General features: G+C 56.9%; 18 protein-coding genes. 4 read left to right on the top strand and 14 right to left on the bottom strand.

Annotated features, from left to right (window positions below; all coding sequences use genetic code 11):
- Positions 1 to 52 precede the first annotated feature (52 nt).
- The 12 genes from ATY77_RS21695 to ATY77_RS21640 all read right to left on the bottom strand — a co-directional run bounded on the left by ATY77_RS21695 (position 53) and on the right by ATY77_RS21640 (position 11,607).
- The gene (locus ATY77_RS21695) at positions 53 to 1,123 is read right to left on the bottom strand and encodes a radical SAM protein (RefSeq protein WP_088688787.1); all 1,071 of its coding nucleotides are present in this window, start codon (positions 1,121 to 1,123) and stop codon (positions 53 to 55) included.
- A gap of 1 nt (position 1,124) precedes the next feature.
- Positions 1,125 to 1,970, bottom strand: coding sequence for an NAD(P)-dependent oxidoreductase (locus tag ATY77_RS21690; protein WP_088688786.1), 846 nt, complete (start codon positions 1,968 to 1,970; stop codon positions 1,125 to 1,127).
- Positions 1,963 to 2,676: a nucleotidyltransferase family protein gene (locus ATY77_RS21685; protein ID WP_088688785.1), complete on the bottom strand. Its 714-nt coding sequence runs from the start codon at positions 2,674 to 2,676 to the stop codon at positions 1,963 to 1,965. The genes ATY77_RS21690 and ATY77_RS21685 overlap by 8 nt, the downstream gene beginning before the upstream one ends.
- On the bottom strand, positions 2,669 to 3,649 hold the full coding sequence (locus ATY77_RS21680) for an NAD-dependent 4,6-dehydratase LegB (protein ID WP_088688784.1): 981 nt from the start codon (positions 3,647 to 3,649) through the stop codon (positions 2,669 to 2,671). Before ATY77_RS21680 ends, ATY77_RS21685 begins: the two co-directional genes overlap by 8 nt.
- A complete protein-coding gene (locus tag ATY77_RS21675) occupies positions 3,646 to 4,965 on the bottom strand; it encodes an ABC transporter ATP-binding protein (protein ID WP_088688783.1) in 1,320 nt (439 codons plus the stop codon). Before ATY77_RS21675 ends, ATY77_RS21680 begins: the two co-directional genes overlap by 4 nt.
- Positions 4,965 to 5,843 (bottom strand): ABC transporter permease, encoded by an 879-nt coding sequence (locus tag ATY77_RS21670; RefSeq protein ID WP_088688782.1) that lies wholly within the window; start codon positions 5,841 to 5,843, stop codon positions 4,965 to 4,967. Before ATY77_RS21670 ends, ATY77_RS21675 begins: the two co-directional genes overlap by 1 nt.
- Before the next feature lie 78 nt (positions 5,844 to 5,921).
- The gene (locus ATY77_RS21665) at positions 5,922 to 7,133 is read right to left on the bottom strand and encodes a glycosyltransferase family 1 protein (RefSeq protein WP_245314385.1); all 1,212 of its coding nucleotides are present in this window, start codon (positions 7,131 to 7,133) and stop codon (positions 5,922 to 5,924) included.
- Positions 7,134 to 7,136: 3 nt separating this feature from the next.
- On the bottom strand, positions 7,137 to 7,907 hold the full coding sequence (locus tag ATY77_RS21660; RefSeq protein ID WP_088688780.1) for a class I SAM-dependent methyltransferase: 771 nt from the start codon (positions 7,905 to 7,907) through the stop codon (positions 7,137 to 7,139).
- Entirely contained in the window at positions 7,904 to 9,013 is a 1,110-nt protein-coding gene (locus ATY77_RS21655) for a DegT/DnrJ/EryC1/StrS family aminotransferase (protein WP_088688779.1), read from the bottom strand. Before ATY77_RS21655 ends, ATY77_RS21660 begins: the two co-directional genes overlap by 4 nt.
- The gene (locus ATY77_RS21650) at positions 9,010 to 9,444 is read right to left on the bottom strand and encodes a hypothetical protein (RefSeq protein WP_088688778.1); all 435 of its coding nucleotides are present in this window, start codon (positions 9,442 to 9,444) and stop codon (positions 9,010 to 9,012) included. The genes ATY77_RS21655 and ATY77_RS21650 overlap by 4 nt, the downstream gene beginning before the upstream one ends.
- 28 nt (positions 9,445 to 9,472) lie before the next feature.
- Positions 9,473 to 10,408: a glycosyltransferase gene (locus ATY77_RS21645; protein WP_088688777.1), complete on the bottom strand. Its 936-nt coding sequence runs from the start codon at positions 10,406 to 10,408 to the stop codon at positions 9,473 to 9,475.
- 2 nt (positions 10,409 to 10,410) lie between these two features.
- The gene (locus tag ATY77_RS21640) at positions 10,411 to 11,607 is read right to left on the bottom strand and encodes a glycosyltransferase (RefSeq protein WP_088688776.1); all 1,197 of its coding nucleotides are present in this window, start codon (positions 11,605 to 11,607) and stop codon (positions 10,411 to 10,413) included.
- 494 nt (positions 11,608 to 12,101) lie between these two features.
- On the opposite strand from ATY77_RS21640, the gene gmd reads away from it, so the two are divergent.
- Positions 12,102 to 13,163 (top strand): GDP-mannose 4,6-dehydratase, encoded by a 1,062-nt coding sequence (gene gmd / locus ATY77_RS21635; RefSeq protein ID WP_088688775.1) that lies wholly within the window; start codon positions 12,102 to 12,104, stop codon positions 13,161 to 13,163.
- Entirely contained in the window at positions 13,164 to 14,117 is a 954-nt protein-coding gene (locus ATY77_RS21630; RefSeq protein WP_088688774.1) for a GDP-L-fucose synthase, read from the top strand.
- Between the two features lie 66 nt (positions 14,118 to 14,183).
- On the opposite strand, the gene ATY77_RS21625 is transcribed toward ATY77_RS21630, so the two are convergent.
- Together ATY77_RS21625 and ATY77_RS21620 are read right to left on the bottom strand one after the other, a co-directional pair.
- Positions 14,184 to 14,480, bottom strand: coding sequence for a hypothetical protein (locus ATY77_RS21625; protein ID WP_088688773.1), 297 nt, complete (start codon positions 14,478 to 14,480; stop codon positions 14,184 to 14,186).
- A 178-nt stretch (positions 14,481 to 14,658) separates the two neighbouring features.
- On the bottom strand, positions 14,659 to 15,549 hold the full coding sequence (locus ATY77_RS21620) for a GntR family transcriptional regulator (protein ID WP_245314384.1): 891 nt from the start codon (positions 15,547 to 15,549) through the stop codon (positions 14,659 to 14,661).
- 239 nt (positions 15,550 to 15,788) lie between these two features.
- Here ATY77_RS21620 and ATY77_RS21615 point away from each other — a divergent pair, with 239 nt between their 5' ends.
- Both ATY77_RS21615 and ATY77_RS21610 read left to right on the top strand, forming a co-directional pair.
- Positions 15,789 to 16,880 (top strand): isocitrate/isopropylmalate dehydrogenase family protein, encoded by a 1,092-nt coding sequence (locus ATY77_RS21615; RefSeq protein ID WP_088688771.1) that lies wholly within the window; start codon positions 15,789 to 15,791, stop codon positions 16,878 to 16,880.
- 119 nt (positions 16,881 to 16,999) lie between these two features.
- Positions 17,000 to 17,983, top strand: a complete 984-nt coding sequence (locus ATY77_RS21610) for a tripartite tricarboxylate transporter substrate-binding protein (RefSeq protein WP_088688770.1) — start codon at positions 17,000 to 17,002, stop codon at positions 17,981 to 17,983.
- Positions 17,984 to 17,996: the final 13 nt, after the last annotated feature.

Here is a 17,996-nt window from a genome sequence, read left to right as displayed (position 1 = left end):
AGCGGCAAAATTTGCCGGGCGCCCTGGTGGATGCCGCGGCCCAATCTGCCGCCTATCGCCCGATTTCCTGGTTCCGGTCGACATAATTCCGGACGGTGACCTGCCTGCCGCAAATCTGTGCGGTTTCGTCATTGGTCTCTCTCGGCAGGTAGCACCTGCGGCAGACCTCGCTCTTCAGAAAGCCCTGCGGTTCCTTGTGCAGGGCACGGACGGCGTTCATTTTTTCCCCGTGCCAGATCTGGTGCACGGTTTCGGTGTTGGCATTGCCGATAACCTCGCGGTTCTCTTCGTCATTCGAGCACTTCATGACCAAGCCGTCGGCACCGATCACCAAACGCTGGTACTGCTGCGGGCAGGTGAAGTTGTCGAGATAAGCGATGTCTGAATCGTTGCCGAGGTAGTCGATCAGCGGATTGAAGGCGACGAGATCCACGTGGGGCGCGAAGGTGTCGTAATAGAGATCGGGGTTTTCCCGGATTGCCGGCCAGATGCCCTGCACCTTGATGACAGGACGGTGGAGGCCGCGCTCATCCTTGTACTTCTTTATGTCTTTGATCTTGTCGAGCAGCGCCTGAAATTTGATCGGCTTGCGGATCTTCTCATAGGTCTCGCCGGTGCCGTCGATCGAAACGGTGATCCAGTCGATGCCTGCATCGACGAGCTGCGCGAAATAGTCTCTGTTGAGCTTGAAGCCATGCGTGAGGGTGGAGACTTCCTTGATGCCATGATCCTTGGCATAGCGCACGCAGTCGGCGAAGCGCTTGTGCAGCGTAGCTTCGCCGCGCAGCGACAGACGGATCGCCGGAACCTTGCCGCCGATCTCATCGATGATGCGGCAGTAGAGGTCCCAGTCCATCCGGGTAGTGTTGACGCTCTTCTTGAATTCGTCGCTGATCGTATAGCACATCGGGCAGCGCAGATTGCAGATCGAGGCCAGCTCGAGATCGACCAGCAGCGGATAATCGGAAACCTGCTGGTTCAGGGCATATTCCGACCACTTGCGACGGTAATCCGCATATTCGGCTTCCCAACCCTCGCCACGGTATCTGTCGAACGCGGCTTCGCGCTCGTCCGTGTCCATCGAGTAGTTGCCCTTGTTGATCGGAACGTAACGCTCGTTCAATTTACGACTCCTTCATCAGTTCGCGGATTCCGGCCGGCAGATCCCATTCCGGCCGCCATCCAAGAACAGCGCGAGCCCTTGTAATATCGGCCCGCACGTCAGGTATTTCATTCCGCCGAACGGCGCAAGATGACACTACAGGTAGAGCAGTGCCAGCGGCTTCTTGCAAGATATCGATTAATTCCTGCACCGAATACGACCTGCCGGAGCCGATATTGATGCAGTGGTAACCTTCCGGAACGTCCATGGCCTTGGCGAAGGCGCTCAGGACATCGTCAACAAAGACGTAGTCCCGCCGCGGACGGAGGTCCATGACCTGTATGTCCTGCTTTGCCCGTATCCGGTTCAGAAGCGTCGGTATCAGGAACTCCGGGCGCTGCCCAGCCCCATATATATTGAAAAGCCGCAATACCACGACCGGTATTTGCTCGTGTGTGGCAGCGAACGCACAGAGTTGCTCGGCAAGATGCTTGGAAAGCGCGTAGGGGTTATTCGGCCTGACCGGATCGCTTTCCTGAATCGGCAGTCGCTCTGGCACTCCGTACACATAGGCGCTTGCGAACACGAGCTTGGCCTTGTGCCGCTTGCACCAGTTCAGAGCATGCTGCGTGCCGAGAACATTGGAGGCCATGAAGCTCGGGCCTTGCGTCCAACTGTCGGGAACGAATGTCCTGCCGGCCAGATGAAACAGCGTACGCGCCGCAGGGAGCGCTTGCCACGTCCCTTCCTCGCTTATGTCGCCATGCGTCCGATCAAGTGCAAGCACATCCAAGCCGTCACGCCCGAGCCTTTCGGCCAGACGCTTCCCGAGAAAACCGCCAGCTCCGGTGACGATCGCATCAACCATTCAAGAACCTGGACTGCATGGATTCGAACTGCTCGATCGCCAAGGCGTAATCGTCAGGGCGTCCGATATCGAGCCAATAGCCCGCGAAATCCCGAACAGTGGCAGGCTTTCCTGCCGCCAGAAGATCGAGCATCAGCTGGTCAAAGCCGTAGGCGCCCCGCTGCGGTATGTGTTCGACGGCCCCCGACGACACCATATAGACGCCCATGCTGACCTTGTATTCGGCCGTCGGCTTCTCGCGAAAGCCGGTCAGCAGCCCGCTCTCGCTGGTGTCGAGCACGCCGTAATCGATGCGATGCTGGCGTGTCTTGGACGAAATCGTGAATATATTGCCGTCGCGGACATGCGCGTCATGAAACTCGGCATAGTTCAGATCTGTCAGAATATCCCCGTTCATCACCAGGAAATTTTCCGGCAGATCCTTGATCAGCCGCAGCGGTCCCATGGTGCCGAGGGGTTCGTCCTCGAGCGAATAATCGATGCGCACGCCCCATTTGTCGCCATCCTGGAAAAACGCCTTGATCAGCTCGGCCTGGTGATTAACGGCAAGCGTTATGTGCTGAAAACCACCCGCTATCAGCTGACGGATGATAACCTCGAGAATGGGATAATCGCCGATCGGCATTAGCGGCTTTGGAAGCACGACGGTGTAAGGCCGCAGCCGCGTTCCCATTCCGCCTGCCAGAATGACCGCGCGTCTAGACATTGAAGATATCCGCCTTGTATCTTGCCAGATTCTGCGGCTGACGCAGCCATTCGACAGTCGCCTTCAGACCTTCTTCCAAGCTATAGCGGGGCGAAAATCCCGTCAGAGACTTGATCAGGCTGTTGTCGCAGCACAGGCGTTCCACTTCGCTGTTTGCAGGACGCAAACGCTGTTCGTCACATTCGATCTCGACGCTGACGCCGATGATGTCGGCGATCAGCCGAACGGTATCGCCGATCGAGATCTCCCCGCCGGAGCCGATATTGACCGTCTGACCGACGGATTCGTCGCAAGCGGCGAGCGCCAGAAAACCGTCGCACGTATCCTGCACGAAATTGAAGTCCCGTGTGGGTGAAAGCGCACCAAGCTTCAGCGTCGTCCGTCCGTTCAGAAGCTGTGAGATCACCGTTGGAATGACCGCCCTGGCCGATTGTCTCGGACCGTAGGTGTTGAAAGGCCGTGCAATCGTCACCGGCAGGTCAAAGCTCGAATGATAGCTGTAGGCAATCGCATCAGCACCGATTTTGGAAGCGGAGTAAGGTGATTGCGCCTGCAGGGGATGGCTTTCGCTGATGGGCACAAACCGCGCCGTGCCATAGACTTCGCTCGTCGAGGTCTGGATGACGCGGCCGACTCCCGCATCGAGAGCGCCCTGAAGCACGTTCAGCGTGCCATGAACGTTGGTGTCTATGTAGCTTGACGGCGCTTGATAGGAATAGGGAATCGCAATCAGGGCGGCGAGATGGAAGACCGTATCCACGCCTTTAGCGACGGCGCGCATTTGCGAGGGATCGCGAACGTCTCCAAGGACCGCTTCGAATTGGCCGCGATATTCGGATTGATCCAGCCAACCCCAGCTGGAAAACGAGTTGTACTGGCAGAGTGCGCGGACTTCGACGCCCGATCTGACCAGCGTCTCGACGAGATGGGAGCCGATGAACCCATCTGCTCCGGTGACAAGCGCCTTTTTCATTTCAAAACACCTTCAGAATCGCGCTGGAAGACCTTCTCAACCTCCCAAGGCAACTGTATCGCCGAAATCGACGGCTTCCGCTGCTGACCGAGCATCTGGATGATTCCCACATTGTCCTCTACGTCAAACCGAATACCTTCGGCGACGGAATATATCGAGAATCGACTCGATATGCCCAATCGCACGTAAAAGGTGCCGGTGTTGAGAAGATATCCGGGAAATTTCACCCGGGCTCGATAATAACCGGCAGGCCGGGCGTCCAGCCGGCTGACGTCGAGCTCGGGATCGGAAAGACTGACGAGGGGGGTATAGCCATCCTCCATCATGATCTGCATCCCGACCGAGAGGCCGGAAAGAGGCTCCCTCAACTCATATTCCACCTCGACAGAGAAGCCTTCAGACAGTTCCAGCGTTCCCGAAACCTCATCCTTCTCGTTCAACACCGCCACACGGCAAATGACGGCCTTTCCATCGACCTCCTCCGGATTGACCGAGTAACTTGCCGTGCCGCCGAATTCCGGGCGATCGAGATAAGCCTTTATCACATCCGCGGTATCGCCCATTGCAGCGACCTTGCCGTCAGCCATAAGAATCGACTTCGGGCAAATGCTGCTGATCGCCGTCATGTTGTGGCTGACGAAGATGATCGTTCGGCCTGTCTTCGTAACTTCTTGCATGCGCCCCATGCATTTGTTCTGGAAGTTGACGTCGCCGACGGCCAGCACCTCATCAACCAAGAGGATCTCCGGCTCCAGATGCGCCGCAACGGAGAAGGCCAGGCGCACATACATGCCGGACGAATACCGCTTCACTGGCGTGTCGATGAATTCGCCAATCTCCGCAAACTCGACGATTTCATCGAATTTCGATCTGACCTCGGCGCGGCTCATGCCGAGGATGGCGCCATTGAGATAGACGTTCTCCCGACCGGTGAGCTCCGGATGAAATCCGGTACCGACCTCGAGCAGGCTGGCAATTCTGCCCCGTATCCCTATGAAACCCGAATTGGGCATGGTGATCCGCGACATCACCTTCAGCAGCGTGGATTTTCCGGCCCCGTTCCTGCCGATAATCCCGACGATCTCGCCTTGCCCGACCTCGAACGAGACATCGTCGAGCGCATGGAAGATATCTCCCTTCAGCCGCGACTGCCTGCCACGGTCGGACGCATAATCCGAGACCGAAACATTCGGATCCGGAAGATTGCGCCACTTCGCCCACCAGCTCTGCAGGTCGCGATAGAGGGTGCCGTGATTGATCACGCCAAGGCGGTACAGCTTGCTGACATGCTCCGCTCGAATAACGATATCGTTCATCAGACGGTATCCATCGCGGTTGCCTCGGCTCGCGCGAAAAGCATCAGACCGCCGATCAAAACAATCAGAGTGACAGCGACATTCGCCAGGCAAACGCTAAGTGGGAGTGGCGATGAATCGAACAGTGCCCAACGGAACAGCTGAACCGGCGTCGTCATCGGATTGAGGTGGTAAAACCATTGATATCGTTCGGGAACCTGGCTGAAGGAGTAGACGACCGGTGTGGCATACATCCAAAGCTGAGCCACGAAGCCAACGGCATAAACCAGATCACGATATCGGACCGTCAGCGCAGAAATCGCGAGTCCCGCGCCCACGCCAAGTGTTGCAACATATGCCAAAATCAGCGGCGTCGCGAACACAAAACGCAGGCTGATCACCATGCCATTCTGGCTGAGCCACAAAGCAAAGGAGATTATCAGCAGAAGCATAAATTGGATAACAAATGCTACCAGGCTGCTCATCGCGACCGCGAGCGGCACAACCAGTCTGGGGAAATACACCTTTCCGAACAAATTGGAATTCTTTGAAAATGTTTCCGCATTGTTGGTGAGGCAAGCCGAGAAATAATTCCAGATGATGGTTCCGGACATATAAAAGACAAGCGGTGAAATCCCATCAGTAGAGAGGTTGGCAATTTTTCCGAAGACGACATAGTAGGTTATCGCCGTCAGTGTCGGTTGTATGAGATACCAAACCGGTCCGAGCACAGTTTGCTTGTAGAAAGTGGTGAAATCCCTTTTGAAAAACATCCAGACAAGATCGCGATATTTCCATGCGGCCGTCAGTCGGCCGCTTACATTGCCGGACGGCTTGATGATGATATCCCAGTGTTCGGTGCCGCTTTCTCTTCGCGGTTTCGTCACGTGACCTGTCATATTATAGGCTCAAACTCTCCGGTAGCCGCTGCCCGGGCCAATTCGACGGCTCACGGGCTGCGTAGACAACGCCATCTATCATGCGATTTGATCGAGGACACGCCCCAAAATAACTTTCAGACGGCGGTCAAAATCCTCTTGCTTCCATAGCGAAGCTCTTTCAAGTCCCTTTTTGATCAAGGAGGAATGCAGATCTTCGTCTTCCCACAGACGGTTCATTGTACTTTGAATTTCCTCGACGGATTGCGGCGCGAAATAGAGAGCGGCGTCACCGCATTGTTCCCGCATACCATACTTGTCCGAGATCAGAACGGGGCAACCGCATGCCATTGCTTCAAGAGGCGGAATGTTGGTTGGGCCGAAGAAAGTCGGCATGACCAGCCCTCTGGCACGATGATAAAATCCAGCAAGGTCCGCGTCGGGCACATAACCGACGAAATGAATTGCCTGGGAGAGACCGAGCTCGCTCGCCATGGTTTTGACGGTGTCATATTCGCGCGTTGTGCTGCCGGCCAACACCAGTTCCATATCGGGATGGATGGTGCGCGCTGATGCAAGCGCTCGTATGAGCCGCGCGTGGTTCTTGTGAGGCCAGAATTGTGCTGGATAAAAATAGAATTTTTTCGGAAGCCGGTAGCGTTCTGCGAAGTCGGCGGTCTCGGCGGAGCCTGTCAGATAACTCGGAGCAACATAAGGCAGCGGATGGATGTGGTCTTCCCTTGTCCCGTAACTTTCCATGACATGGTGTCGCCCCATGTCCGAATCGACAAGTACGGCCGCGCTTTGGTTTGCCAGGTTGCGGAAGCGGCTTTCTCTCAGTTGAAAGCGCAACCAGCTTCCAGCTTCTGGAAAGCCGCGCTCGTATCGGTGCATTAAATCGTGGATGGTTGCGACCGAGGGCTCGTTGATCTGCCAGGTCAGTGCGTCCTGAGCCGGAAAAAGCCATAAGTCGCATTGCAAGGACGACAATTCGCGAACGAGCGGATTTATCCATCCGGCGAGGGTACGTGCAACGGAGCCGGGCAGAACCATGAAGATCTTGGCGAGCAGTTCACCACGCTTCCAATGACGCAACGGGACGGCCTTGAGGGCGTTGGCGTCGAACCGGGGGCGCCATGCCTGATCACCATAGGCGACGATGACGTCCGCTTCGGTGCCATCGATTGAGGACAAGGCGTGAACAACGCTCTGCGCATATTGAAACATGCCGCCGGCATGGCGACCTACTCCGAGATAGAAACCAATCCTTTTTCGACGCAAAGTATCTCGGCCGCTCAAATATGTCGTCAATGGTCAGGTCGCGTTCTTGCGGGCTACGACACAGACGCCCCAGGTGTCGGTCCCCGGGACCGCGCCGGACATCCATTCCTCGGCAACGACACGGCTCATCCCCGCATTCGCGAGCAGGCGATCGATCTCATTGAGGAAGAGGTAGCGCATGCGGTGGGTTTCGCGGACCATCTCGGTCTTGGCACTCAGCTTCTCCGTCGCGAAGATCGTGTAATTGACGTCGACGACGCTCTCAGCGTCGTGCACGACCGACTCCGCGACACGGACGATTGAAACTTCATCATTTTCCAGGCGTTTGGCTCGCGTGCTAGGGCGTTGCCACAGCACTGCAGGTCCATACCAGAAGTCGAAGATGAAAATCCCGCCATCTTCGAGGTGGTGGGAAACAGTCTCCATCATTGCTTCCAGATCGGCGTCCGATATCTGATAGCTCAGAACATGGAAGAGCGAAATCACCGCCTGAAATCGTCGCTCCGTCCGGAAGGTACGTGCGTCGCCCAGCGAGAAATCAAGTTTACCGTTCGCCTGGGCCGCCTTCGGCATGGCTGCGGCAAGCATGGTTTCCGAAAGCTCAACCCCCAGTACCTCGTATCCAGCGTCCGCGATCATGCCGGCATGGATGCCGGTGCCGGATCCTAGCTCCAAAATTTGGGTAACGGGTCTGGTGGCGTGGCGATCCAGCAGAGCTTTCACATAGGCTGTTTCGCCCTCATAGTCCTTGTCTTTGTAGAGAAGGTCGTAATACTGGGAATATAATCCGAAACTGGTCGTCAACGGATGACCTCCGCGACGATGCTCGCGACTTCGCGAATTTGATCTTCCCTGAGTGCGAGACCGCTTGGAATATAGAAGCCGCGTCGCGCAATCCTCGCCGCAACCGGAAGATCGGCATCCTTGAAGAAGCCCATTTTTTGCAAGACAGGCTGCTCATGCATCGGCCAGAAAAATGGCCGGCAGCCTACGCCCTTCGCAGCCAGTCGCTTCATCGCTTCGGCCGCGTCGAAATCGATCTCGTCCTTCAACACGATGCCGTAAACCCAATAGATATTGCGAGCGTAGGATGTCTCGGCCAACGGCAATTGAATGCCCGGCAGATCCTGGAGCAGTTCGGTATAGAGGCTGCCCATCGCCCGCTTGCGCTCGACGAATTCCGGCAGGCGCTCAAGCTGCGCGCAACCCAGAGCCGCCTGCATATTCGTCATGCGCATATTCCAGCCCAGCTCCTCATGAACAAAGCGGCGGGCAGGAAGAAAGCAGAGATTTCGCAGGCCGCGGCATCGATCGGCAATCGCGTCGGAATCGGTGACGATCATGCCACCTTCGCCTGTGGTTATATGCTTATTGGGATAAAAGCTGAAGATGCTGACGTCACCGAAGCTGCCGCAAGGCTGGCCGTCATATGTCTGGCCATGCATTTCTGCCGCATCCTCGATGATCTTGAGGTTGTAGCGGCGGGCGATCTTGTTGATCGCGGCCATATCGCATGGCAGGCCATAGATATGCACCACCATGATCGCGCGCGTTTTTGGAGTAATCGCAGCTTCAATTTTCGTCGGATCGATATTCCAGGTCAGAGGATCCGAGTCTACCGCGACCGGCACGCAGCCGGCTCGCACGATGGCTGCGGCGCAGGAAATGATCGTGAAGGAAGGCAATATGACCTCGGAGCCTTCTTCCAGACCAAGCGCCATCATGCCGGCGTCGAGAGCCATCGAGCCGTTTGCGACGGCGATTGCGTGTTTACGGCTGACACAGCTGGCAAACTCGCGTTCAAAACGCGTGATGAAGGGACCTTCGGAGGAAATCCAGCCGGTCTCAATGCATTCCAGCAGATACTTGCTCTCGTTGCCATTGAGGAGGGGTTCATTGACGGGAATCATTCGGCACCCTTTATCTTGAGTTCCCGCGGCGACGGCATAAATCGCGTCTTATCGGATTCCCCGGCATACGGCCCCTGTTTAACTTCGATGATTTCAGCTTCTTCGATAATTTCGAAGCCATGTCCGCCAAAGGCCAGGAGTATGACGTCGCCTGCGCGCAGGATCGCGCTTTCGTAATATTCCTGCGCGTCGGAATAGAAGTCCACCCGAACGACGCCCGACTTTATGAGCAGGACCTCCTTCGTGTAGAGAACCTCGCGCGCGACGGCGTTGTGGACGTGCGGCTGGATGACATAGCCCGTCGGCCGCTTCATATAGGCGAGTTGCTGGGAAAATTCGTCCGGCGTGAAAAATTGGATACCATCGAACGTGTAATTCGACCGCAATATTATGGCCTGCAGTTCGCCACCGTTCGTGATCTTTTCTATCATGTTTCTCTTTCCCAAATCGACCGATATGTCAGGACGCCGCAAACCCGGTCACTTTGCGTATCCGCCTAACCCCGGCCGAGAAGACGAGTTTATAAAAATCTTTCATCCGCTGACGGCGCATTTTCTCGAAAAAGCCGACCACCCGCAGCCGCATTTGTTCGTTAACTTCTACGCGGATCTTTTGCAATTTCTTTGGCGCCTGTCCGAGACTGCTCTCGTAATAGTCTACATCGCTGCAATGGACCCCACTGTCATCAAACCCTGAGTTCACCACGAGGCTCTGGCGCGGGTAAAGGGTCAACATGTTGTCGAGATAGGCACTGGCATGCCACCTGATCGCCCACGATTGATTCTTGCCCTCGACTTGATTGCGCAGCATCCTGACGAAGAAGGCGTTCCCGCCGTGGTCGAAACCTTTGGTGAGGCCCTTCTCTTTCAGGGCCGTCAGCAGCTTAGCCCCATCGGGTTCGAAATGTTTCCACGCCCGGGCCCAGGTGGCCCATCCCCAACAGTCCGCCCCACGTAAGAAGTAGCTCTCAGGAGCATCGTCATTCGGAACCGGATAGGCGTAACCGTGAATGCTGGCGACGCGCTCCTCGCTGGCATAAAGGTCGAGCCCTTGGTTCATGTAACGCAGGAAGTCGGACGAGGTTATCAGATCATCTTCGACGACGATGACGCGGCCATATTGCTCGCACAGGCGTCCTACGCCATCGATGATGGAGCCTGCCAGGCCATAATTTCTTTCGCGTTCGACGACGGTGACCGACTTGAAGCCTGTTACCGCCTTTGCCTGTTCACGGACCTGGCGCACGCGCTCGGTTTCTTTTTCACTGCGCGCACCGTCGCAGTAAATGAGCAAGGGCGTTTCTTCGGCCAGCTCGTTTGCCTGCAGAGCTGCCACGGTCCTGGCCATATGCAGGGGCCGGTTGAAGACGAAAAGTATGACGGGTGCACATTCCATGGCTATTCCCAGCACTTCCTGCGTTGTGCAAATTGCTCGAGCCTGCGGACGAAGAGAGCCTCGGCTTCGAGCCGTTCCGTATCGACCACCTTCAGCTGCTTACGCCCTTTTTCGATCAGATCAACTGCCACCGCAGGATCTCGTATGCGCAGCATGGTGTCGGCCCACTGCTCTGCGTCATCAGCGTCGGCGAACAATGCCGCATCGCCGACCTGTTCATTGAGATGCGCCGAATAGATCAACGGCCGGCCGACTGCCCAGGCTTCCAACGGCGGTAGATTGGTCGGGCCAAAATAAGTCGACATCACGACGGCCAGAGCGCCCTCGTAAAGCGCGCGCATGTGATCGACCGGCACAAAGCCAAGAAACGTCACGTTGTCAGAGACTCCCAGCTGCTGCGCTTGCTGTTTGATCCGGGCCAAGTTACCACTGTTCGCACCCGAAAAGACCACGCGTATGTCGGAGTTAATGGCCGTCTTTTGCTTTAACAACGAGACCGCTTCAAGAATGCGTATATGATTCTTATGAGGCCAGAATTGCGCGGGATAGAAATAATAGCCATCCCTCAGCCCGTAATTGCCGAGCACGGCTGCGCGATCGATCGAATGCGCTTCGCTTAAGAACGGAGAGGGCTCGAACGGCATCGCAATCATGCGCTCTTCGTCAATTCCGTAGCGAACGACAATGCTCTTCAGTAGCTGGTGTGATGCCACCAAGACGGCGACGGCGCGCGGCAGACAGGTGGAAAAGTGCCGCTCTCGTTCTTCGAATCTGCCATCGGCGCTAACTTCCGGAAACTCGAGATCGTCGCGATGACAGAGATCAAGGACGGTCGTGACGTAGTTGAGCTTGCGGAAATAGTTCGGAGTTGAGGAATGTGTAACGAAATACGCCAGATCCATGCCTGCTTTCAGCAGCGCATTTTCGATCTTTTTTGCCATCCACGCTTTGCCAATTTCCTTGTGGATTGAGCGGCGTAACACGGCGAGTGCAATTCGAGATAACCTTCCGGCGGCAGGCAGGTATGCTGCGGGAACGCCAATCCGCTTGAGATGCTGCAGACTGGCTTTGATCGTAGTGAAAACCACGACCTCATGCTGCTTTCCGATAATACGCTGGAGTTGTACGATCGCATTGATTGCTTGATTGAAACCGCCACCGACTTGAATCGGGTTTTCTAACAAAATGCCTATTTTCATGCTTTGACTAACCTCAGCGTCCGCGCCGGCAGACACAGCCAACGGATGCTGTCATGAATTGATCGTCGCGGAGATGCGCAAAAGGGCGCTCTCACCAATTGGCGCGAGGGGCATCCGCGTGATCCATTCAGTTGCACCTACTTAATTCTGGGCACCTGCCTTAGCATATCCTGCGATCACGACAACACCCCTCGACGGCCCGGTCACAAGCAAAGCTGGACCTGTTTGGAGCGCCGTTGCAATCTTGAGACAGTGATCGACAATTTCTTCCATGGTGCTTGAATAGCGATTAAAACCTGGGGCCGGAAAGTGAACCGAAGGGCAAAATGACCTTTTGCCCGATGAGGACAGTCAAGGAAGAACCGCCCGAGGAATTCAGGATTGCCCGGGACGATGCGAACGAAGCACATCCTCAACCAGGCCGGGGGGTTGCACTCATCCAGCCGTTTCCATAAACACATCCCGAAGATTGCATCGAAAGACGACGTGAAAAAATGACAAAAACTGCGCTTATCACTGGGGTAACCGGTCAGGATGGTGCCTACTTGGCCGAATTGCTTCTGAGCAAGGGCTACACAGTGCATGGCATCAAGCGGCGATCCTCGTCTTTTAATACCGGCCGCATCGAACATATCTATCAGGATCCGCACGAAGCCCACCCGCGCTTCATCCTCCATTACGGCGATATGATCGACTCGACCAACCTGCTGCGGATCGTGCAGCAGACACAGCCCGATGAAATCTACAACCTCGCTGCACAGAGCCATGTCGGCGTCAGCTTCGAAACGCCTGAATACACGGCGGATGCCGATGGCGTCGGGACGTTGAGGCTGCTCGAAGCGATCCGTATCCTGGGGCTCGAGAAAAAGACCCGGTTCTACCAGGCATCGACCTCGGAACTCTACGGTCTTGTGCAGGAAGTGCCGCAGAGCGAGAAGACGCCCTTTTACCCGCGTTCTCCCTATGCCGCAGCTAAGCTCTATGCCTACTGGATCGTCGTGAATTATCGCGAGGCCTATGGCATGCACGCATCCAACGGCATTCTTTTCAATCACGAAAGCCCGCTTCGCGGCGAAACCTTCGTCACGCGCAAGATCACGATGGCGGTGGCTGCCATCCATCTGGGGCGGCAGGATAAGCTGTTCCTCGGCAATCTCGACGCCAAGCGTGACTGGGGCCACGCGCGTGAATATGTCGAGGGCATGTGGCGCATGCTGCAGCAGGACAAGCCGGATGACTACGTCTTGGCGACCGGTGAGACGACGAGTGTCCGCCAGTTCGTGGAGTGGGCTTTTGCCGACGTCGGCATTGCTTTGGAATGGAAGGGGTCCGGCGTCGACGAAAAGGGTTATGATTCCGCGTCCGGTGCCTGCCTTGTGGAAATCGACCCGCGGTATTTCCGTCCGACGGAAGTAGACCTTTTGCTTGGCGACCCGACCAAGGCACGTCAGAAATTGGGCTGGCACCACAAGACGCCGGTTCGCGAACTCGCCGCCGAAATGGTGCGCGAAGATATCAAGCACTGGAAGGCCCTGGGCAGCAGGAAAGATATCTGAGTGTACGACTTGTCCAACAAGAAAATCTGGGTTGCCGGCCATCGTGGCATGGTAGGCAGCGCTCTTGTGCGCAGGCTTCAGTCCGAAAATTGCAGCGTCATCACTGCAACACGCCAGGATCTTGATCTCAAGCGACAAGACCAAGTCGAAAAATTCGTGCAGGCACACAGGCCGGATGCGATCATCCTTGCTGCAGCAAAGGTTGGCGGCATTCTCGCGAACGACACCTTTCCGGCTGATTTTCTTTACGACAATCTCATCATTGAGGCCAATATCTTCGACGCCGCGCATCGCAACGACGTCGGCAGGCTTCTGTTCCTTGGGTCGAGTTGCATCTATCCGAAATTGGCGCCGCAGCCGATATCGGAAGATGCCCTTCTGACCGGTCCACTCGAGCCGACCAACGAATGGTATGCCATCGCCAAGATTGCCGGAATTAAGCTGGCGGAAGCCTACCGCAAGCAGCACGAGCGCGATTATATTTCGGCTATGCCCACCAATCTCTATGGTCCGGGGGACAATTTCGATCTGCAGTCCAGCCATGTTCTGCCGGCGCTCATTCGCAAAGCCCATCTTGCGAAGCTGAGCGGGGCTTCGGAAATTACCATCTGGGGAACGGGTACACCGCGACGCGAGTTTCTTCACGTCGATGATTGCGCCGACGCGCTCGTTTTCCTGTTGAAGAATTATTCAGATGCACAGCACGTCAATGTCGGTTCGGGAGAGGATATCGAGATCATCGAGCTGACGCGACTGGTGTGCCGCATTGTCGGTTATGAGGGTCGGATTGCCCATGATCTCTCGAAGCCCGACGGCACACCGCGCAAGCTGATGGGCAGTGACAAGCTGCGGAGCATGGGCTGGAAGCCGCGCATCTCCCTGGAGGACGGTATTCGCGCCGTCTACGACTGGTTCCTGCAATTCGAAAGCATCGCCGCCGACGTACGACAGTAGCGCTTGGTTTTCCCCGGTCGAAAACTGGTCGAACGAAATCCGCCGAGACGCTTCTCAGCCTCGCGCTCAATAGATGATGCCAGTCACTGACGCGGCGGTGAAGAGCACCACTCCAACGATTCCGCTTGCGAGGCCCGAATAGGTGCCTCGCGCCTTCTTGCTCTTAAATAGATAGCGGACGGCGAGAGCGATGATAAGGCCGAACAGGAAGAGGGCTAGCGCGATACCGACCGCGGAACCGGTATAATGTCCGACATAGAAGGGGCCGCCATACCGCTCTTCTCCGAGCGATATCTTGAGCGCTTCCAAAAAAATTCCGGAAATTGCCGACAGCAGGATCAGCCAGCCCACTACACGCAGCATTTATGTCTCCAAATCAAAATCGAAATATATGTGGAGCGGGAATAACTCCGCTTTTCAAGCATTAAAGGCACTGCACTAAAGCGCGTCGCGATCTTTCAGATTCGCTCCTTGCGCTTTAGCTCTTTGTTTTTCGCATGTCGTTGCCGCAAAACCGTTGCACACTTTTGCGCGACATGCGTTACCCGCGCACCTCCCGTGCAACCGTTTTCAATCGGCTAAGGTCCTCAAGGTGCTGCGCCATGAAGCGGGATGCTTCCTGGTTCTTTCCTGCAAGAATGAGATCCAGCAGCTGCAGATGCTCGCGGCTTCGCCCGCGGGCACTTTGTCGATCCAGCATCTGGCGATAGTCGATAAGCCTGCGCAGGCGGTCGAGACGTTTCAGCGACTCGATGAAGAAGCTGTTCTGGCAGCATTCGATGATTGCCTCATGCATGCCGCTATTGAGTTCGAACAGTTTCGCATCCGACACCGTCCAGATGCCGCCGTCCACCAGCCATTGCTGTTCCTCGCGGCAGCGAAGCAGGGTCGGGCGGTTCAGTTTGAAGGTCGGTTCCAGCAGGGCTGCGGGTTCGATCAGGAGACGAAAGCGATAGCTGTCCTCATAGGCTTGCAGCGACGTCAGCACCGGCAGGAAGGCCCAGCCGTTGCCGGGGAGGCGTTCGATCCAGCCTTCATTGGCCATGCGAAGCAGGATCTTGGAGAGGCGTCCCTTGGTCAGGTCGTAGCGTCGCAGGAACTCGCTTTCGGTGATTCTCTCCGGCAGCCGGCCATGCAGCCTATCGTCTGCAATCGTGAGATAGATCTTCTCATCCTCTTCTGCGGAGGAAGATTCCAGCGACAGCTTCTGGGCAGCTTCAACGTCGGCGATCATGTAACCCCCGCCATCGCTCTGCTTCAGCACGCCTATGTCATGCAGCAATTTCATCGCGCTTCTGACTGGGGAGCGTGACACACGGAACTGCTCGGCGAGCTTGCGTTCAACAAGCCGATCCCCTTCTGCCAATTTGTCGGTGCGGATATGGGCGACGATCTGGTCTGCCAGGCTGGCGATTAATGGCGTGGTCTGCACGGTTAAACTCCCGATTTCATTCATCTATGCCACAGCGCTGAAAACTCGCCAAGAGAATTTGGTATTTATCACTTGCAAAATACCATTATCTTGGATATTTGGTATTTAAGATGAGAAAAAGACCAGAACTGGTCTTGGAGGACTCAAGCTGGATCGCCGCTTTCCCCACGCCCGCTGTACGGCGGGCGAACGATCTTGCGCGTCCTCCTCCCATGTCTCGGAATCGTGTGAGGAAAGAAATGACACTAAAGCTTCTAGTGCTGCCAGGCGATGGGATCGGACCGGAAATTATGGCCGCGACCTTGAGTGTGTTGAAGGCTGCCGACGCGGCCACCGGGCTGGATTTGGAATTTCAACAGCTCGACATCGGCCTGAAATCCCTGGCAGAGCAGGGCACGACACTGCCCGAAGCCGTTCTGACCGAGGTGCCCGGGGCGGATGGCGTCATTCTCGGCCCAGTCTCTCATTACGAATATCCCGCCCGGGACAAGGGCGGCATCAATCCTTCGGGCGAGCTGAGGACGAAGTTCGAGTTGTTTGCCAATGTCCGTCCGTGCCGCTCCCGCGATGGCCTGACGATCCTGCGCAAACCCATGGATCTCGTCATCGTCCGCGAAAACACCGAAGGCTTCTACTCCGACCGCAACATGTTCGCCGGAGCGGGCGAGTTCATGCCCGATCCCGACATGGCCTTTTCTATTCGCAAGGTGACCGCGAAGGCGTCTTCTCGTGTTGCCAAGGCCGCATTCGAAATCGCGCGGGGCCGCCTCAAGAAGGTGACGGCCGTTCATAAAGCCAATGTTGTCAAGCTCTCGGACGGCTTGTTCCTTCGTGAGGTCCGGAAGGTCGCAGAGTCCTATCCGGACGTCCGGCTCGAGGAGCTCATTGTCGACGCCGCGGCGGCTCATCTGATCCGCTCTCCCGACAGGTTCGACGTGATCGTCACGACCAACATGTTTGGCGACATCCTGTCCGACGAAGCGTCGGAACTTTCGGGCAGCCTGGGGCTGGGGGGCTCGATCAATGCCGGGGAAAACATCTGCGTGGCCCAGGCCCAGCACGGTTCGGCTCCCGACATCGCGGGCAAGAACGTTGCCAACCCGACGTCTCTCATCCTTTCTGCCGCCATGATGTTCCATTGGCTCGGGCAGCGGCGGGATGCCCCCAATCTTCTACGCGCATCTCAGTTGATCGAGAATGCGGTGGAGGCGGTCTTGAGCCGCCCCGTGCTGCGCACCCGCGACGTTGGCGGAACCCTCGACACCGATGCGTTCACGACGAAGGTCGTCGAGGCGATCCGGGCAGAAGCCGCCGCGAGCACCGCGGCCTAGCAGTCGCAAAAGAATTCCCGAAAGGGGCTGGCCGGATTGTGTGCCGGTGATCCTGGAGGAGGGGCTGATCGGCAGCCCCTGGGGTCGAATTGCACAAACCATGGATTGGAGGATCTTCCATGAAAACTGTAACCAGACGCGCCTTCTCGACATTGCTTGCGGCAGCGGCAACAGCAATGTTCGTTCATCAAACGGCGGCGCCCGCCCTTGCAGCCGAACAGCTGGACTCTCTTCACGTCATGGCTCCAAGCAGCCCTGGCAGCGGCTATGACCAACTCGCCCGTACGGTCCAGACCATCCTTCAGGACCAGAAACTGACGGGGCCGGTCGAGGTGCAGAACGTTGCCGGCGGCGGCGGTACTGTCGGGCTGTCCCAGTTCGTGACCTCCAAGCCCCGGCACCCGAGCGCGATGGTGATCGGTTTCGCACTGGTCGGCGGTGTCCTGACCACCAAGTCGCCGGTTACCCTCGACCAGACAGTCCCGGTTGCGCGGCTGATGGGCGAGGCTGACGCCATCGTCGTACCCGCGAACTCGGACATCAAGACGATGGGCGATCTCGTTGCCCGGCTGAAGGCCGATCCCAGCAAGGTTGCCTGGGCCGGCGGCTCCATCGGCGGCATTGACCACGTTGCGGCCGGTCTTATCGCCAAGACCGTCGGAGTAGATCCGAGGAAGATCAACTACGTCGTCCATGCCGGCGGCGGTGAAGTTCTTGCTTCGACGCTCGGCGGGCACGCAACCGTCGGCATCAGCGGCTATGAGGAGTTCCGCGCCCAGGTCGAGGCCGGAGCGCTCCGCGCCCTTGCCGTCACGGGCGACACGCGCATCCCCGGCGTCGATGTTCCTACCCTGAAGGAAGCCGGCGTCGATCTCGCGGTCATGAACTGGCGGGGGATCATGGCGCATCCGAAGCTGTCGGATAAGGACCGCGAGGACCTCGAAAAGGCAATCGCTTCCATGGTGAAGACGGATGACTGGAAGGCCGCCCTAGAGAAGCGTGGTTGGATCGACACCTACCTGCCGGCCAAGGAGTTCGGCGAGTTTCTTGCCGGGGAGCAGAAGCGCGTCGAGAGCGCTCTGAAGGAGGTCGGGCTTCTCTGACGGAAGCCCGTGG

The organism is Rhizobium sp. R634, assembly GCF_002211305.1.
Lineage (GTDB): Bacteria > Pseudomonadota > Alphaproteobacteria > Rhizobiales > Rhizobiaceae > Rhizobium.
This window is presented reverse-complemented; position numbering and strand designations above follow the sequence as displayed.

Excerpts from the sequence above, each read along its gene's own strand:
- ATY77_RS21690 (WP_088688786.1), bottom strand. The coding sequence starts at position 1,970 with ATGGTTGATGCGATCGTCACCGGAGCTGGCGGTTTTCTCGGGAAGCGT.
- ATY77_RS21685 (WP_088688785.1), bottom strand. The coding sequence starts at position 2,676 with ATGTCTAGACGCGCGGTCATTCTGGCAGGCGGAATGGGAACGCGGCTG.
- ATY77_RS21645 (WP_088688777.1), bottom strand. The coding sequence starts at position 10,408 with ATGGAATGTGCACCCGTCATACTTTTCGTCTTCAACCGGCCCCTGCAT.
- ATY77_RS21650 (WP_088688778.1), bottom strand. The coding sequence starts at position 9,444 with ATGATAGAAAAGATCACGAACGGTGGCGAACTGCAGGCCATAATATTG.
- ATY77_RS21680 (WP_088688784.1), bottom strand. The coding sequence starts at position 3,649 with ATGAAAAAGGCGCTTGTCACCGGAGCAGATGGGTTCATCGGCTCCCAT.
- ATY77_RS21655 (WP_088688779.1), bottom strand. The coding sequence starts at position 9,013 with ATGATTCCCGTCAATGAACCCCTCCTCAATGGCAACGAGAGCAAGTAT.
- ATY77_RS21640 (WP_088688776.1), bottom strand. The coding sequence starts at position 11,607 with ATGAAAATAGGCATTTTGTTAGAAAACCCGATTCAAGTCGGTGGCGGT.
- ATY77_RS21675 (WP_088688783.1), bottom strand. The coding sequence starts at position 4,965 with ATGAACGATATCGTTATTCGAGCGGAGCATGTCAGCAAGCTGTACCGC.
- ATY77_RS21615 (WP_088688771.1), top strand. The coding sequence starts at position 15,789 with ATGACACTAAAGCTTCTAGTGCTGCCAGGCGATGGGATCGGACCGGAA.
- ATY77_RS21610 (WP_088688770.1), top strand. The coding sequence starts at position 17,000 with ATGAAAACTGTAACCAGACGCGCCTTCTCGACATTGCTTGCGGCAGCG.
- gmd (WP_088688775.1), top strand. The coding sequence starts at position 12,102 with ATGACAAAAACTGCGCTTATCACTGGGGTAACCGGTCAGGATGGTGCC.
- ATY77_RS21670 (WP_088688782.1), bottom strand. The coding sequence starts at position 5,843 with ATGACAGGTCACGTGACGAAACCGCGAAGAGAAAGCGGCACCGAACAC.
- ATY77_RS21625 (WP_088688773.1), bottom strand. The coding sequence starts at position 14,480 with ATGCTGCGTGTAGTGGGCTGGCTGATCCTGCTGTCGGCAATTTCCGGA.